This is a genomic window from Desulfovibrio sp. ZJ200 (assembly GCF_011039095.1).
Taxonomy (GTDB): Bacteria; Desulfobacterota; Desulfovibrionia; order Desulfovibrionales; family Desulfovibrionaceae; genus Desulfovibrio.
The window spans coordinates 1-16,724 of the sequence record NZ_JAAKEH010000054.1 but is presented as its reverse complement, the minus strand read 5'-3'; the positions used below and the strand labels follow the sequence as shown (position 1 = coordinate 16,724).

Here is a 16,724-nt window from a genome sequence, read left to right as displayed (position 1 = left end):
TTAGAGCATTTTCTCTTTGAAAATGCTCTGCTGACGCGAAAGCGGCAGCCGCCGCAACGCGGCGTGCATTCAGGCGAAAACCGCGTTTTTCGCCTGAATGCCACCTTTGACTTTCATAAAAAGTCAAAGGTAATCTGCTCTAAAAAAAAGCATGGCCCGCCATGAAATTTTACGTTCATGCGCGGGCCATGCCTTTTTGCCAATCCCGATTGCAGAGCCTGCTTCCGTTTACGTCTTATTGGCGTAGCCCAGCCTATTCTGCATGTTTTGCATACCCTTGCTTATGGAGTTCATGGCTTCGTCAAATTCCTTTTGCAGGGATTCCATAAGTTCCTTGACGGAAATAATTTTGTTCACGCGAAAAACATTGGCCCCGCAAAAGGCAAAACCGCGTTCCAGATTCCCTTTCATGGCGTTGATCAAAGCCTGAGCAATGCAGTACGGAGTCTTTTCTTGCTGGCAGGTGCTTACGCAGTGGAAAATGCATTTAAAGGGCTTTTTAAGGCCTTCGCGCGCCGCGTTGATGAATTCGTTGCCCAATGCGCGACCGGGCATGCCCACGGGGCTTTTGATGATGGTGACATCTTCCGGTCGGGCAGCGAGGTAGCTCTGCTTGAAACGAACGTCCGCGTCGCACTCATGGGTGGCCACAAAACGCGTGCCCATCTGAACGCCCGCGGCGCCCAGATCCAGAAAGCGCTTGATGTCCGCGCCGGTATATACGCCGCCCGCGGCAATGATCGGCACGGCGCGGCCAACACGGTCCTCAAAGGGCTTCACGGCTTCCACAACCTGCGGGACAAGATTTTCCAGCGCGAGAGCCGGGTCTTGCAGTTCTTCGGCCTTGAAGCCCAGATGCCCGCCCGCCTTGGGGCCTTCGACAACAAAGGCGTCCGGGAGATAATTGAAGCGTGAGAGCCATTTTTTGGCAATGATCGAAGCTGCTCTGGCCGAAGAGACGATAGGCACCAGCTTGGTTTTAAATTCCTGTTTTCTCTCTTCGCAAAGTTGCAGCAGATGGCGCGGCATCTCCAAGGGCAGGCCAGCGCCGGAAAAGATGATGTCGGCCTTGTTTTCAATGGACGTGCGCACCATCTGGCTGAAGGTGGTCAAGGCAACCATGATGTTCACGCCGATAATGCCGCTGGAAAGCTGGCGGGCTTTGAGAATTTCATTGCGCAGGGCGCGCAGATTGGCTTCCAGGGGATTTTTGGCCACATCCGGCTCTTTCATGCCGATCATGGCTCCGGCAATGACGCCGATGCCGCCCTGATTGGCAACAGCGGACGCCAGACCGGAAAGAGAGATGCCCACGCCCATGCCCCCTTGAATGATAGGGACTTTAGCCGTGAGATCGCCTATTTGCAAAGGAGGGAAAGGCATTGCAAGACCTCCGTCGTGACGAGTGTGGGGTCGCCGTCCGGCCTCCCGGCCGGGCATCAGGCCCCCATATCCATAGCGCAATCAGCATAGACTGAAAATACGCGAGACGCAACAATATGCCCCGGGGGAGGCATTCACGCCTTCAATGAAAATGATATTGCAACCATCTGGAGCGGTTGCCGTTTTCAACAGCAAACCGCTCTAATTTCATTAGCAAACCGCTCTAAATTCAAAACGAATTTTTTAGAAAAATCATCTCAAAGGTGAATCCCTCCAGTGTAACATGAAGAAGAAAAATCAGTTCATCGTACCAGGCAAAGCCGGCAACAGGCAGACGACACGCGCGGCAAAGACTTTTTTCCGGTTCCGGACTCAGGCTTTGCATAACGTGGCATAGGGGCACCACGCGCAGTGCCGTTTCGGCTGTGATGCAAACTCCGGGGCAGTTTCCAGGTGACGCAGGGTCAAGGCGAGCGCCAGATCGCAATATTCCAGGGCCGCCGCAAGCTCGTCTTCCGCAAGTCCGCCGAATAAAGGCACTTCCGCCCCGTCGTCCCTCAATTCCACCAGCGCGGCATCGCCGGGGGAACCCAGGCCTTTGGCGCGGATCATGGAAATGTAGCAGGGCAATTGCAGGCTGGGCAACCGTTCGCGCAGTTCCGTGAACACGCTGTCAAGCTGCTCCGCACAGGCCGCACTTTGCCCCGGTTCCAGAGCCAACACGGCTTGCACGCGTTGGAAAAAGCCTCTGTCCGTCCACAAACTGCCGTCATGCCGCGCGATCCGCCCTGTTTTATAATCCAGCACATATAAAAGGCCGTCGCGCCGGTCCAGGCGGTCCAAGGTCCCGGTAAAGGTGTAGTTGCGGCCTGCCAGATGCAGATTTGCAAGCACTTTCTGCTCCAGCGCCAAAATCGTGGCGCATTCCGGCTGCCGGTCCAGAAAACGCTCCAGCCTCAGGGGCACGGCGGCCTCCAGCATCAGACAACTGTCCGGCGGCAGAACACGCCGCAGATCCGCCGCCTCCAGGGCTTCATAAAAGCAGGCGCGCCCGGTTTGCGGCGAAATGTCGCCCCGGCGCACCTCTTTATGCAGATAGGGCTCGAAAAGGGCGCGCAGCGTCTGGTGAATGCAGATGCCCACCGCGACCGGATCGTCGCCTTCGTTGATTTCCTGCACTGGAGCCAGCCCGCATAAATGTTGCCAGGCAAAACGCAGCGGGCATTGCAGGTAAACATCCAGGCGCGTGGCGGAAAGGGGCGCGCGCAACAGTTTTTCCAGAGCAGTGTCGAGACCCGCGTTCCGGCGCAGTTTTTTGGGCACGGACTGCGTGGCGCGAACCGTGCAATGCGCGGCGCGCAAGGGATCGCGCCCGGGGACAAGCAGCGCGCCCCGGCGCTGCTCCTCCTCCCAGAGCAGTTGCTCCACAAAACGGCTGCGGCTTTTCTTCCCGTCAAAAAGCGTGGATCGGCTGATGCCTTCCTGCCAGAAAAAATGCAGTTCCCGGGCTCCGGCGCAAAGGCGGTAGAGCGTGTATGCGGCCGTGCGTTCGCGCCGCCGCGCGTCAGGCAGTCCCAGAACCTGCCGCAGCGAGTCGGGCAGGAGCGGATCCTGAGCCGGATTGCCCGGCAATTTGTCATCCGTTGCGTCCACGATGAACACGCGTTCAAAATGCAGGAGGCGGGTTTCCAGCATGCCGATCACCTGCAGACCGGTAAGCGGCTCAGCCTCAAAGGGGACGCGCTCCTGCGCAAGCACCTGCCGGGTAAGGTTGTGCAGCACTGCTTTGGGAAAGGGCGTGCGCGCAAGGCAGGTTTCGCGCAGAATGGGCGCGGCATGTTGCACAAGGCGATAGATGGCCTCGGCATCCAGGGGGAAATGCCGCCACATGTCGCCGCCGCGCGCCAGCAGCAAATCGCAAATGCCGCGCAGGCTTTCGGCCATTTCAGCCGTGGTGGAAGCGGCTGCCGTGGCATTCACCATAACTTCCAGCGTTTCCGCAAGCAGGCTTGCCAGGGCAGGGGGCAGGGCGGAGCGACATTCCGCAGACAGTGCCTCCAGATCCACAAAACGGCTGCCGCTGCGGATCAGGCTTTCCAGACGATGCAGGGCCTCGCGCAAAAAAAACTGTTCGCCGTCCCCGTTATCCACCCGCAGCATGTTCAAGTACGGGTGGCGCAGGCATTGCAAGAGATCGCGCCAGTAATAGCGGTCGTCTTCGCGCCGTCCGGCCTGCAGATGCAGCAGGGCATCCAGAAGACGATTCAGCGGCGATCGCTCCAGGGGATAGCCCATAGACACGTTGACGTCCTTGTCCGGCAGATGATGCAGCACCGGCATCAGCAGGGCGCTGTCCGTGAGGACAACCGCCGTGGAGGGCGAAGACGACGCCGGATTCCCGCTTTCCCTGAGGGTTTCGCGCAGAGCTTCAAGTTGGGAGTGGCAGTCGTAGCCGGCAAAAAAGAAGAGGCGCGGCCTGTGCTCCAGCTCTTCGGGGCGAGGCTCAAGCGCAGGAACAGCTCCGGCCTTCCAGCGGCGCATCCAGGCCGCATGCTCGGCGCAGGCCCAATGCCCGGCTTTGCCCAGGGCCAGATTAAAATCGCTGTGCAGGCAGATCCGCGCCCCGGACTCCCACAAGCTGCGCAGAAGAATATCTTCCGCGCGAGTCAGCACGGAAAAACCCGCGACGAGCACAGGCCTGTCCGGGCCGGGCAGAAGCAGCGGCGGGATAGCGGCCGCCTCGCGGCAGACTTCATAATAATCCAGGCCCGGGGTTGTCCAGTTGCGTTGGGCCAGCGCCGCCAGATAGGCGCGGCTGATCCGGCCCAGCGCGCCCAGAAGCGCGGCAGCCGGGGCAGCCACTTCGCTTTCCACATGGAGCAGATCCGCGGCTTCGACCCTCTGCCCGAGCATTTCTTCCAACAGCGCGGCCAATCGCAAGCCCCAAGGCAGGAAAAGCGCCATGTCCATGCGCGCAAAGCGGGCGGAAAGCGCCGCATCCTCACGGGCGAGGGCCAGCACGCACTCATGGAGCAGGGCCGCGCGATCCAGCATATTGGCCGTATGCAGCGGAACCGTGCTCATATGCGCCCGCCAGATGCCGATCATCCCGGAGAGGGTGATCACCTTGGGCAAAAGGCGGCGGCCGCCGTCCTGGGCATAGAGTTGCAGAAGATAGCGCCAGGGACGATTGTGCGGCACGATCAGCAGGGCTGAGCCGGGGCGTCCGTGGCTTTGCTCCTCAAGAACCGCCTTGAGATCCGGCAGAAAAGGGCGCTGCCAGGGAAAAATCAGAAAAGGCGCGCGTCGTGTCATATATTTTTCGGGCTGAAGGTCGGCAGAGGCAGATCTCTGTAGTTTTCGCACAATTCCGAGGCCTGGGCGGAATCAACCAATTGAAAGCGGCGCAAATCAAGATACACCAGCAGCCCCCGCGCCCGGTCGGGCTTTGCCTCGCCGCTGTCCTCCAGGCAGGCGAGGTAGCGGCGGATCTGGGCAATATGATCCAACTCGGGCCGACCGCTTTTGTAATCCACAACCAACGTCCCCCAAGGCTCGCGCACCAGCAGATCCATGCGCAGCACGCGGCCTCGCTCGTCCATTATGGATTGCTCGGGCCAGCCGCGCTCAAGCCAGCGCCGGGCCTCGGGCTGGGCCGCAAACCATGCCAGGGTGGCGCTCAACTCGGCCCGCAAGGCCGGCTCCTCCGGCACGGGCAGCGGAAAATGACGCAAGCCGAAGTGCAGCGCGGCCCGGGCATCCTCCTCCGGCTTGCCGGTGAGCCGCAAGCGCTCCAGGCAGAAATGCAACAGACTGCCGCGATCCTCGGCTTTGAAGGTAAATCCGCCCAGGGGGTTGCGAAAGATTTTCAGGCGCGGCAGCCATTGCATGGGCCGCCACTCCCCGGCATAAGCCGGGTCGGGCGTACTTTCCGGCGCGGGCGGCTCCGGGCAGGGCGGGGCGTCTCCGGCCTCGCGGCTTCCCGCTTCTGTCGAGCTTCCCAGACTGTACGGCAAATGCAAACCTGCCTCCTGCCACAGAATATCCAGCCCGGCACAAAGCGAGCCCAGTTTCTGAAGCCCGGGCGTCTGGGTGCGAAAGGCGTACAGTTCATCCCTGGCGCGGGTAAAAGCCACATAGAGCAGATGCAGATTTTCGCAGGCCTGCCGGGCCAGTTCGGAAAAATAGGGCAGGCCGAGCGCCTTCTGGTTGAGCATAGCCATGCGCAGGCCCTCCACTTCCGTGACGACCGGCGCGCCGGCAGCCCGGATGCCGAGGCTGGTCCAGGGCATAATCACCACCGGCGACTCCAGGCCCTTGGATTTATGTATGGTCATGACGCGCACGGCATTCATGCTTTCCGGCATGGGCACTTTTTCCTCGTCGCTTTTGGACCGCCAGTGCTCAAGAAAGGCCGGCAGGGTCGCAAGACCCTTTTCTTCGGCACTTTGCAGAACCTCCATAAAGCGACGCAAAAATGTTCCGGCTTCCGGGAAACGCGCCTCCACATCAAGGCGCGCGAACCACTCCAGGGTCATGTCATAAGGCGTCATCAGCCCGGATTGGCTGTAAAAAGGCGCCAGCAGGCGCTGCCAGACATGGGGCCAGCGTTTTCGGAAAAGCAGATGCAGCGGACCCTGCCCGCGCGCCGGGCACCACTCGTGCAGCGCCTCCCAGCTCAGGCAGGCTGCTTCGGGATGTTCCCTGAAAACAGAGCCCGTGAGCATGGTCCAAAAGGCCACATCGTCATTGGGATTATCCAGAAAGGTCAGCAAAGCCACGGTTTGCACGATGAGCGGATGCCCGGCCAGCAGCAGGCTGTTTTCGGTGAGGACCGGGATGCCCTCCTGCACCAGGCGTTCGGCCACAAAGCCCGCAGTCTGATTGCCGCGCACCAGCACAAGCACGTCGGACCATCGCCTGCGCGGGGCGATTTCCTCGCGCAACAGCGTGCAGAGACGATCCAGCACAAGCTCGCGCAGCTCATCGGCATCGTCGGCGACCAAATTTTCCATCCGCACCAGGCCGCCCTCCAGGGCCTGAGGCGGGCACTGTTGGCTGACACCTTGAAAGGCCCCGGCCAGGCGCTGCGCGGCGGTGTCCAGCACGGCCACGGCATCAGGAGTATCGCTCGGCAGCAGGGCGCTCAAGACTTGCCGGGCCGTGCGCAAATTCGCCAGGGGCGCAAAAAAGCCGTTGTTGTGCTCCACCACAACGCGCCGACTGCGCCAGTTGTACGGCAGGCTGCAACGCTCTCCATCGGGGGCCAGGCGAGCAAGGCCCTGATCTTCAAAAACGGCGTCAAAAAGCTCGGGATCGCCGTCTCGCCACCCATAAATGGACTGCTTCACATCCCCCACCCAGGTCAGCGAACCGCCGCGTGAGAGCGCTTCTTCAACCAGAGGCCGCAAGGCTTGCCATTGCTCACGGCTGGTATCCTGGAATTCGTCCACCAGAAAATGCTGCAATCGCGTGCCCAGTCGGCAGAGCGCATCCGGCACGCCGCGCTCGCCGAGCAGGATTTCCCGGGCCAGGCGCGGCGCGAGCAGGCCGGGCAACGCGCCTTCCTGTTCCTGATTTTGCAGAAAAGCCTTCACCAGTACTTGAGCAAGGCGCACAAAAGGCAAAAGGCGCAGGGCCTGGGTGATCAGCGCTCCGCTTTTCTTCCTGCGCCCGGCGCAGGCAGCGTACATGGCATAGGCCTGGCCTGCGTTTGCAGGCAGAACGCTGTTTTTACAAAAAAGTTCTTCAACTCTTGCCTTAGATGCATAGGCTGAAGAACAGCATTCCAGGCGGCCTGCGGCCAATTGCTCCACCGCCGCGAGGGCCGCTTTTTTCCAGCGCAGGCTGTGTGCCGGGGCGACTGCCAGCAAGGCCCGGGCGGCATGTATGGCGGCCCTGTCTATTTCTTGAAGTTTTTCTTTAAGAATGCTCTCGGACGCCAGATCCTCACAGCGGCCCAGCAGCACGTCGTCCAGCAGGTCCCGCAGAGGGCGCAGCAATTTTTCACCGGCCAGAAAGCCCTTGCTTTGACCGTAAAGCACTACAGCGCGGCAGGCTCGCCACAGCAGATCGCGCATGTCTGGATCGCCCTGCCAGGCGCGCTCCATGAGCACGTCCAGGTAGGGCGTCAGGGCTTCCTCCGTGGCGAAAACCGGTTGAAAATCCGGATGGAGATTCAACTCCAGGGCCGCGGCGCGCACAATCAAATGCAGCAGGCTGTCAATGGTGCGGATGTTCAGCGCGCTCAAATCGCGCAAAATCACATTCACCCAGAAGCGGGCGTCAGCAGGTCGCAGGACGAGGCTCTTGTCCGAAACATCCTGGCAGTTGCCGAGCGCGGCGCTTTTCAGATGCCTGATCACGCGATCGCGCATTTCGGCTGCGGCCGCATTGGTAAAGGTGATGGCCAGGATGTCGCCCCAGCCGCTTTGCAGGCCGTCGGCAGCCAGAGCGCAGGCCGGGGAGGCCGAGACGGCGCTGTGCGCGCCGCCGCACTCCAGAAGGCGCTGCAAAAAGCAGCGGGTCAGTTCATACGTTTTGCCGGAACCGGCCGAAGCCTTGACCTGGCGCAAACGCGGCATACCGGAAAGCTCGCGCATTACTCGGGCGGCAGCATGCCTGTGAGCATGCCCTGGCCGGTGGATTCAAGCACCGCGCGCCAGAGGTCGGAATAAATATTCAGCTTGCGGCGCTTGCGGGTGACCAGTTGCAGGGGCAGATGCACGTAGCGGTCCTGCAGTTTCGCCACCACCATGTCGGTGCGTCCGGCCATGGCCGCATGCACGGCATATTGCCCGAGAAAGCCGCAGTAAACCTTATCGTTGGCATTGGCCGGGACCGAGCGGATAATGTAGCTCGGGTCTATGTATTTGATCGAGTGTTCCACGTGGCGGGCATCCAGATAGGCAGTGACTTCCTTGCGCAGCAGATCGGCAATGTCGCCGAGAACGGGATTGCCCGAGGCGTCGGTGCCGGCATTGTGCTTCAGCAGATGCTGGCCCGCGCCCTCGGCCGCCACGATCACGGCATGCCCGCGCGCCTTCAGGCGTTGTGCCAGGGCGGGCAGCAGGCCGCCTTCGCCCTCCAGGGTAAAGGGAGCCTCGGGGATCAGCACAAAATTTACTTCTTTGAGGGCCAGAGCGGCCCGCGCCGCAATAAAGCCGGATTCCCGGCCCATCAGTTTGACCAGGCCGATGCCGTTGGGCGTGCCGCAGGCTTCGGTATGCGCGCATTCAATGGCCTCGGTGGCTTTGAAGACAGCAGTCTCAAAGCCGAAGGACTGCGTGATGAAGTTAATGTCGTTGTCAATGGTTTTGGGAATGCCGATGACCGAGATTTTCAGGCCCCGCTTTTGCACTTCCTGGCTGATGGAGAGCGCGGCCTTCATGGTGCCGTCGCCGCCGATGACAAAAAGGGCGTTGATGTTGCAGCGTTCCAGAGTGTCCACAATTTCATCCGGCGGCTGCGGCCCGCGGGAGGAACCCAATATTGTGCCGCCGAAGCGGTGGATGTCGGCCACCATTTCCGGGTTCAGCTCAAGCAGCGCATGCCGGTATTTGGGGATAAAGCCTTCCAGGCCGTACGGAATGCCGAGAACGGCCGGCACGTTATAGGCGTGATAGGCCTCCATGACGATGGCGCGGATCACGTCATTGATGCCCGGGCAGAGTCCGCCGCAGGTGACAATGGCGCATTTGGCGCGGGAAGAATCAAAATAGAGCTTCTTGCGCGGCCCGGCCGCCTCAAAGCTCACGCAGAAGGGCTCCTGGGCATCCTCGCTCAGCTCCTCATCCACAAATATGGGCAGGCATTTGTCGTCGGCCCAGGTCCTGTACGGCAAATGCGATTCCAGCTTGCAGGGCCCAAGGGTGCGAATGGATGTATTCAGCGTGCGATCTTCAGTCATAAATTCTCTGCCTCACAGGCCATAGAGATCCGGTTGGCCGCCAAAGGGCAGCGACAGTATGTTCTCGCTCCGTCCCGAGCGCAAAAGAGTCTGACAGCCCTTCGCCCGGCTTTGCGCGGCGCCGCGCCGCGTGTTGTCGGCAATTGGTCATCCCCTGTTCGGAGCCTGCAAACCTAGTTCCGAAGCCCGAGCCCGCATGGCTTCGATCGCCAGGGCCAGAAAGACATCCAGGTCCAGCCCGGCCTGGGAACATTGGCGGATATTTTCCCGGTTGACGCCGGCGGCAAAGGCTTTGTCCTTCATCTTTTTTTGATGCTTTTCGGCTCCATGCCGTCAAGCCCGGTGGGGCGCATGCGCGCGACCGCGCCGATCAGGCCGGTCACGGTTTCGCCGCAACGCAGGGCGTAGTCGAAACGGCTTCGTGGCTCAAAGCCGTTCATCTCACCATTGTGGGCGCGAATGGCAGTCAGGGCTTCTTCCGGCAAAAGGCCTTGCAGCCGCTCAGCCGCCTCCAGGCCATGCCGTTCGGGCGTTCTTGCAGTGCGCGGAAAATCCAGATCGTGCAAAAGCCCGGTCAGGCCCCAAAGTTCCTCATCTTCGTCCCAATGCCGCGCAAGCGCGCGCATGACGGCTTCCGAGGCCAGAGCGTGCTGCAAAAGCGATTCCGGCGTGCCCTCTTCGGCCAGCAATCTCAGGGCTTCGGCTCTTTGGATCATGACATTCTCCCCCCAAGGGGGTAAATAGTAAGGCAGCGGCGGCCTGATGGCAAGCCGCGGCGCGGGCAGTGAACCCTTGAAATTCCGCCGCCTGTTGACAGCACGGCTGATATGGCCGAAAAGAAAAGTCTTCAGACATTTTTTCCGATTTTTATCATTAAGTGACGCTTATGCCCATATACGGTCTCAGATTTCGCACACTTGGTCAGACAAGTTATTATTCCGGCCCCCCCGGCTTTAAACCGGGGGATCATGTCCTTATTGACGCCGAACAGGGCCGGACTCTCGCCCAGGTGGTTTCCGGCCCGGCAGAGGCCCTGCCCGGCGTGGAAGAGGCAAGCCTGCCTTCCGTGCTGCGCGAGGCCAATGCCGAGGAATTGCGGCAGGGGCAGGAAAATGAGGCCCTGTCCCGGGAGGCCCGTCTTTTTTGCCGTCAGTGCATCCGCGAGCGCCGCCTGGACATGAAGCTGGTGGATGTGGAAGTTTTTTTCGATCGCAGCAAGCTGATTTTTTACTTTACCGCGCCCGCGCGCATCGACTTCAGGGATCTGGTCAAGGATCTGGTGCGGGAATACCGCGCGCGCATAGAACTGCGGCAGATCGGCGTGCGCCATGAAACCCAGATGATAGGCGCTGTCGGTAATTGCGGCATGGTTTGCTGCTGCCGCAGGTATCTGCGCAAGTTCGCCCCGGTGACCATCAGGATGGCCAAGGAGCAGAATCTTTTTCTTAATCCGGCCAAAATTTCCGGCATTTGCGGCAGGCTCCTCTGCTGCCTTTCCTATGAGCAGGAAAATTACGATCGCTTTCATCGCAATTGCCCGCGCCTGGGCAAGAAGTACCAGACAAGCCAGGGCGTCATGAAGGTTTTGCGGGCCAATATGTTTCGCAATACCCTTTCCGTGCTCACGGAAAACAACGAGGAGCTGGAAGTAAGCCTGGACGAGTGGCAGGCCCTGACTCCGTATCGTCCGGAAAGCCAGCCGCAGGCAGGGCAGGGCAGACAGCCTGCCAGGCCGCCTCAGGGCGACGGCATGCTGGTGGTTTCTGTCACGCCGGACAATGTGGAAGAGCCCAATCTCTTCGGCAATCTGCTGCCCCGGGAAAAGGACGCCAAGGCCGCGCCAACGCGTCCGGAAGAAAACGCTGTCCCCCGGAACGGGGCAGGCGGGGCAGCCGGGGACTCCGGGAAAAACCGCCGCAAGCGCCGCCGCAGGCCGCCGCGTTCCGAGAGCGAGTAAAGCGGCTCCGGCGCGCAGCGGCACGCGCGTTGCGGAAAAGGCCGCATTTGCGGCACGCCGCTGCCGCAAACAGACCTTGAATACCCGGTTGAAACGTTCAGCAGTACGGAGCCTTGCGTGAAAAGCTTTTTCATCACCACGCCCATTTATTACGTCAATGCCAAACCGCATCTGGGGCACGCCTATACCACCGTGGTTGCTGACTCCCTGGCGCGCTTCCACAAATTGCTCGGCGAGGACACGCTGTTTCTGACCGGCACGGACGAGCACGGCGACAAGATCGTGCAGGCCGCCGAAAAGGAAGGCAAGACGCCCCAGGAGTTCGTGGATGCCATCAGCGCGCGTTTTCAGGCGCTCTGGCCGCAACTGGGCATTGCCAACGACCGCTTCGTGCGCACCACGGACAAGGCGCATAAGCGCGCCGTGCAGAACTTTTTGCAGCGGGTCCATGATGCCGGGGATATTTATTTCGGCGAGTTCGGCGGCCACTACTGCTATGGCTGCGAACGTTTCTATACTGAAAAGGAACTGGAAAACGGGCTCTGCCCGCAACATCAGACCAGGCCCGAGTTTATCAGCGAGAAGAACTACTTCTTCCGCATGTCCAAATACCTGCCCTGGCTCAAAGAACATATTGCCGCCCACCCGGACTTTATCCGGCCGGAGCGCTACCGCGCCGAAGTGCTGTCCATGCTGGAGTCGGGGGCTCTTGAGGATTTGTGCATTTCACGCCCCAAAAGCCGGCTGACCTGGGGCATTGAGTTGCCCTTTGACAAGAATTACGTCTGCTATGTCTGGTTCGACGCGTTGCTGAACTATATCAGCGCCCTGGGCTGGCCGGACGGAGCGGAGTATGCGCGCTACTGGCCCGGCGAGCATCTGGTGGCCAAGGATATTCTCAAGCCGCATGCCGTTTTCTGGCCCGCCATGCTCAAGGCCGCGGGCCTGCCGTTGTACAGACATCTGAACGTGCACGGCTATTGGCTTTCCCGCGATACGAAAATGTCCAAGTCCCTGGGCAATGTGGTGGATCCCGCGGATCTCGGCCAACGCTTCGGCGTGGACGCGTTCCGTTATTTTCTTTTGCGCGACATGCATTTCGGCTCTGACGCGAATTTCAGCGAAGACGCGCTCATTGGCCGGATCAATGCGGATCTGGCTAATGATCTCGGCAATCTTTTCAGCCGCGTGCTGTCCATGACAGCCAAATATTTCGGGAGCAGAGTTCCCCAGCCCAGGCAGCGCGAGCCCGAGGATGAAGCTGTCGTTGAACTCTGCGGCGGAGCCATGCGCAATTACGCGCAGCTTTTCGCCAACGTCCAGTTTGCGCAAGCCCTGGAATGTCTGTGGGAGCTGGTGCGCGGATTGAACAAATACGTCGACGGCCAGGCTCCCTGGGCGCTGCACAAGCAAGGCCGCATGGAACGGCTGGCCACGGTGATGTACATATTGCTCGCGGCCATGCGGAAAATTGCCGTCTGCCTCTGGCCGGTGATGCCCGAGGCGTCCGGCAGGATGCTTGCGCAGCTTGGCCAGCCCGTGCCCAAAAGCATGCCGCCGGTGCCTGCCCTGGAAGATGAAATCACCTGCTTTGGCGGTCTTGCCGCAGGCACGCCGGTGGCCGAGGCTTCCAATCTTTTCCCGCGCATTGAGCGGCAACTGGCCGCCCCTGCGGAGGCGAAAGGAACATCTGCCGCAACCGCGCGGAAAAAGCCTGAAAAGAGCCTGCCGGTCACGCCGCACAAGGGCGAAAAACCCGCAGACGCCTCAGGCAGCGCCGCCGCCGCAGGCGCGCCACTTGTCGACTTTGAGCAGTTCAAGGCCTTGGACCTGCGGATAGGCACGGTGCTTGCGGCGGAAAAACATCCCAATGCCGACCGCATCCTGCGTCTGGAGATTGACTTCGGGGAAGGGCAGCCGCGTCAGATTCTTTCCGGCCTGGCGGAACACTATGCGCCAGACGCTCTGGTCGGCCGGCAGGTCTGCGCGGTGCTCAACCTTGCGCCGCGCAAAATTCGCGGCCTGATGTCCTACGGCATGGTGCTCACGGCGCAAAGCAACGACAGGCTCAGCCTGCTCAACGCCGCCGAGGTCATGCCCAACGGCAGCGAAATTGCCTGACAAGCCCGGGCCGGAAAAGGGGGCATTATTCCGCCGGGGGCTCCTTGCGAAAAAGGCGTTCCAGGGCCGCCGCATCCAACGGCGTGAGATTGAAACGCATGCCTGCTTCATCCAAAAGGCTGGCCAGGCTTCTGCCGGGGGTTTGAGAACGCTGTTCCGCCAGAAAGGCGGCCGCTTTGCGCACAAGTTCGCTCTGGGGCATGATAGTTGGCATCGCGTATACCTCTTTTCTCTTAGCATAGCTGCGGCAGTGTTTTTTGGCAATGCCGCGGCCTTCATTTACCGGAAAACCACGGGCCGTGCGACACGCTTGCGGGCGCTTCGACGCTGGGCGGCCCATTGAGGCTGAATATATGGATAATCTCCTCACCGCGCTTATTTTAAGCATAGTTGAAGGGTTGACCGAATTTCTGCCGGTGTCTTCTTCCGGCCATATGATACTGGTGGGAGAACTGCTTGATTTTGTGGGAGAACGCGCCGCTACCTTTGAAGTGGTCATTCAGCTCGGGGCCATTCTGGCCGTGGTGGTGTTGTACTGGAAGCGGTTCTGGGGCCTGGCGCGGCCGCAACCCTATGTGCGCTTTGCCGGCATGCGGGGGATCTGGCTGCTGATCCTGACCTCTTTGCCCGCCTGCGTGGTGGGTCTTCTGTTCCACTCCCTGATCAAGCACTATCTTTTCCGGCCCGCCACAGTGCTGATTGCGCTGGTGGTGGGGGCCGTCTGCATGATCCTGGTGGAACGCCGCAAGCAGAAGCCCACCTGTGTCAGTCTGGACGAGATGACGCCGCGGCTGGCCCTGGGCATCGGCTGTTTTCAGTGCCTTGCGCTGTGGCCCGGCTTTTCACGCTCGGCCGCCACAATCATGGGCGGCATGCTCATGGGCGCCAGGCGCCCGGTAGCGGCGGAGTATTCCTTTATTGCGGCCGTGCCGATCATGGTGGCTGCCACGGGCTATGACATGCTCAGCAATCTCAATCTGTTCTCCGCGGCAGACATTCCCTTTTTTCTGGTGGGCAGTGCCGGGGCCTTTGTTTCGGCTTTGCTGGCCGTAAGGGTTTTCGTGTCCCTGGTGGGCAGAATGACCCTGGTGCCCTTTGCCGTCTACCGCCTGCTGCTCGCGCCCTTTGTCTATTATTTCATGGTGCATTAGAGCGTTTTCTCTTTGAAAATGCTCTGCTGACGCGAAAGCGGCAGCCGCCGCAACGCGGCGTACATTCAGGCGAAAACCGCGTTTTTCGCCTGAATGTCACCTTTGACTTTCATAAAAAGTCAAAGGTAATCTGCTCTAGGGCCTGTTCCTTGATTGCCGGAAAGCGCAGCTTGTGGAAGCCGGGAGGCAGGAGAGCCGCAGAAGGCCAGACGCAAGCCCTGTGCGCTTGCGAGGTGTTGCGGCAGCCGAGCTGCGGCGGACATGCGGAGCAGGCCGGAAGCGGGCAGGGCGCAGGAGCGGATTTTTTTACTGAAAATCCTGCAAAAAAATCTTGCCAAGCAGGTCTGAATTGTGTATTCAGTGCGACGCGCCGTTGCCGGGCGAAGTGCAGCCGGGCAGCGCAACATACGGCAAGGTAGCTCAGTTGGTTAGAGCATGCGGTTCATACCCGCAGTGTCGGGGGTTCAAATCCCTCCCTTGCTACCAATATAATGTCAAGGAAGTCCAAGGATATTCAAAAGTCCTTGGACTTCTTGATTTTAAGGCTTCTCATGTTGTCCATGTTGCCATTATAGTCATTGGCAGCGCGTCAGAAATAGGGTAACAACCAGGGCAACGAGATAAAGCGAACCGGAGTTGTTACCCCAATGCCGCTCACTGACACAGCTATCAAGGCCCTGAAGCCGAAGGCCACCCGCTACAAGGTGTTTGACGGCGGCGGGCTCTACCTCGAAGTTCTGCCTACCGGCTCGAAGGTCTGGCGCATTAAATATCGCGAGGCCGGGAAAGATCGCCGCCATACCATCGGGCATTATCCCGCCGTCAGCCTGCGGGATGCGCGGCTTGCTCTCCTCAATGCGAAGGCGCTTCTTGCGTCCGGCGAACGATTGGAGCCGGATGCCAAGGCGCAAAACCCCACGTTCAGCGCCACCGCTCTGGAATGGATAGAGCGCCAGGCTCCCCGGTGGAGCGAGGCGCACAAAACCACTGTCACCACGCGGCTGCAAAAATATGCGTTCCCCCACATCGGGGGGAACGAGATCCAGGCCGTTACCCCACAGGAAATCTTAAAGTTCCTTCGCCTGATTGAGGGGCGCGGGACGTTTGAGACTGCCTCGCGCGTGTTGGGGATTTGCTCCCAAGTATTCAGATACGGGGTTGCCTGCGGCTATTGCGGGTCAGATCCGTGCCGTGATTTACGGGGCGCCCTCACGGCGCATATGGAAAAGCCCCGGGCTGCCCTGATTCGTCCCGGGGACGTTGCGGGCCTGATGGCATCGATCATGGAGTACAGGGGGAATTTGATTACCCGCGCGGCAATGCTGTGGTCAGCATATACTTTTTGCCGTCCGGGCGAGGTGAGGAGGGCGGAGTGGCAGGAGATAGACTGGGAGGGGAGGGAGTGGCGCATCCCGGCGCATAAGATGAAAATGCGTTTCGAGCACCGGGTGCCGCTTGCCAGGCAATGTGTGGCGCTGTTGGAGGGCATCAGGGAGCGGAAGCTCTCGGAGCAGTGGATCTTCCCGGGGGTGCGGCCCTCGCGTCCGCTTTCGGAGAACGGGGTTTTGTCCGCGTTGCGCCGTATGGGCTACGGAAAGGACGAAATGACAGCGCATGGATTTCGCGCGATGGCGTCAACGCTGCTCAATGAGATGGGCTACCGGCCCGACCTTATCGAGCGCCAGCTTGCTCATGGCGACACCGACAAGGTGCGGGCCGTATATAACCGCGCCGCATACATGGATGAACGCCGGGCTATGATGCAGGCGTGGGCCGACTATCTTGACAGTCTGGCACAAGGACAGAGCCGCCTTCACGCACCAGATATTCCCGAATGACGGAGACAGGCCAGCGGGAGATCCTCTCACCAATTTTCTCAGGCGGGGGGAATTTGCCATCCTTTATGCGCTTGTAGAGCGTCCCCCTGCTGATGCCGAAGGCAAAAGCGACCTGGGCGGGGCGTGCAAAGCCTTCTGTCGGAAGTGTCAGAATTTTTTTATCTTGCATCTTACCACCTCACGGGGGTTATGGTTCAAGCCTTTTGAAGCCCACGACCCAGACCCAGGGATTTGCCTGCCAGCCGAGGCCGCGCTTTGTGGGCGGTTCTTTCGTCCAGCACGCGGAGTCGGTCATAGGTTTTCCTCCGGTATGGTCTCAGGTACAGCTGTCTGGTTCATTTCTTTTCCCTCCTCAATGCAACCAG

9 protein-coding genes, 1 tRNA gene and 1 pseudogene are annotated in these 16,724 nt (G+C 60.3%); 5 read left to right on the top strand and 6 right to left on the bottom strand.

Annotated elements, in window-relative coordinates:
* Positions 1-228 precede the first annotated feature (228 nt).
* The 5 genes and pseudogenes from G7Y52_RS12635 to G7Y52_RS12615 form a co-directional block, all read right to left on the bottom strand.
* Complete coding sequence (locus tag G7Y52_RS12635; protein ID WP_165072466.1) at positions 229-1,383, bottom strand: nitronate monooxygenase; 1,155 nt, start codon at positions 1,381-1,383, stop codon at positions 229-231.
* Positions 1,384-1,755: 372 nt separating this feature from the next.
* The gene (locus tag G7Y52_RS12630; RefSeq protein WP_165072465.1) at positions 1,756-4,698 is read right to left on the bottom strand and encodes a PD-(D/E)XK nuclease family protein; all 2,943 of its coding nucleotides are present in this window, start codon (positions 4,696-4,698) and stop codon (positions 1,756-1,758) included.
* Positions 4,695-7,985 (bottom strand): UvrD-helicase domain-containing protein, encoded by a 3,291-nt coding sequence (locus tag G7Y52_RS12625; protein ID WP_241159746.1) that lies wholly within the window; start codon positions 7,983-7,985, stop codon positions 4,695-4,697. Before G7Y52_RS12625 ends, G7Y52_RS12630 begins: the two co-directional genes overlap by 4 nt.
* The gene (locus tag G7Y52_RS12620; protein WP_165072463.1) at positions 7,985-9,292 is read right to left on the bottom strand and encodes an ATP-dependent 6-phosphofructokinase; all 1,308 of its coding nucleotides are present in this window, start codon (positions 9,290-9,292) and stop codon (positions 7,985-7,987) included. Before G7Y52_RS12620 ends, G7Y52_RS12625 begins: the two co-directional genes overlap by 1 nt.
* A gap of 147 nt (positions 9,293-9,439) precedes the next feature.
* Positions 9,440-10,008: pseudogene (locus tag G7Y52_RS12615) on the bottom strand (HD domain-containing protein).
* A gap of 170 nt (positions 10,009-10,178) precedes the next feature.
* On the opposite strand from G7Y52_RS12615, the gene ricT reads away from it, so the two are divergent.
* Together ricT and metG are read left to right on the top strand one after the other, a co-directional pair.
* A complete protein-coding gene (ricT, locus tag G7Y52_RS12610) occupies positions 10,179-11,249 on the top strand; it encodes a regulatory iron-sulfur-containing complex subunit RicT (protein ID WP_165072462.1) in 1,071 nt (356 codons plus the stop codon).
* Between the two features lie 117 nt (positions 11,250-11,366).
* Positions 11,367-13,370: a methionine--tRNA ligase gene (metG, locus tag G7Y52_RS12605; RefSeq protein ID WP_165072461.1), complete on the top strand. Its 2,004-nt coding sequence runs from the start codon at positions 11,367-11,369 to the stop codon at positions 13,368-13,370.
* A gap of 25 nt (positions 13,371-13,395) precedes the next feature.
* Here metG and G7Y52_RS12600 read toward each other — a convergent pair whose 3' ends face one another.
* Complete coding sequence (locus G7Y52_RS12600) at positions 13,396-13,584, bottom strand: hypothetical protein (protein ID WP_165072460.1); 189 nt, start codon at positions 13,582-13,584, stop codon at positions 13,396-13,398.
* A gap of 139 nt (positions 13,585-13,723) precedes the next feature.
* Between G7Y52_RS12600 and G7Y52_RS12595 the strand changes: the two genes are divergently transcribed.
* The 3 genes from G7Y52_RS12595 (at position 13,724) to G7Y52_RS12585 (ending at position 16,359) form a co-directional block, all read left to right on the top strand.
* The gene (locus G7Y52_RS12595; protein WP_165072459.1) at positions 13,724-14,521 is read left to right on the top strand and encodes an undecaprenyl-diphosphate phosphatase; all 798 of its coding nucleotides are present in this window, start codon (positions 13,724-13,726) and stop codon (positions 14,519-14,521) included.
* A 409-nt stretch (positions 14,522-14,930) separates the two neighbouring features.
* Positions 14,931-15,007 (top strand) — tRNA-Met (locus G7Y52_RS12590).
* A gap of 161 nt (positions 15,008-15,168) precedes the next feature.
* Positions 15,169-16,359 (top strand): tyrosine-type recombinase/integrase, encoded by a 1,191-nt coding sequence (locus tag G7Y52_RS12585; protein WP_165072458.1) that lies wholly within the window; start codon positions 15,169-15,171, stop codon positions 16,357-16,359.
* Positions 16,360-16,724: the final 365 nt, after the last annotated feature.